The following is a 225-nucleotide window of genomic DNA, read 5'->3' as shown; positions in this document are numbered from 1 at the left end:
TCCAAAGTATTTTTGATAATATGCAATAGTTGAATCTCTGTCTGTAACATTTAGATGAACATGATGGAAATTGACTTTACTCAATTTCTCAGTCTCTTCGGGTTTTTCAGGTAACTGTTTACATCCAACAATTTGAAATATTAGAACAGTGAAGACAATCAAGGTAGTTCTATATCTTATGTCATACAAAGTATTCGGATTCATTTTTTTTTAAAAATTGGTGCT

General features: G+C 29.8%; 1 protein-coding gene. It reads right to left on the bottom strand.

Annotated elements, in window-relative coordinates:
* On the bottom strand, window positions 1-204 hold a 204-nt coding region (locus tag ACY2RU_RS17885; protein ID WP_490139847.1), incomplete at its 3' end, for a hypothetical protein.
* Window positions 205-225: the final 21 nt, after the last annotated feature.

It is taken from the genome of Ulvibacter sp. 2305UL32-6 (assembly GCF_058148545.1).
Note: the sequence above shows the minus strand (reverse complement) of the source record. Positions and strands in the feature narration are given on the sequence as shown.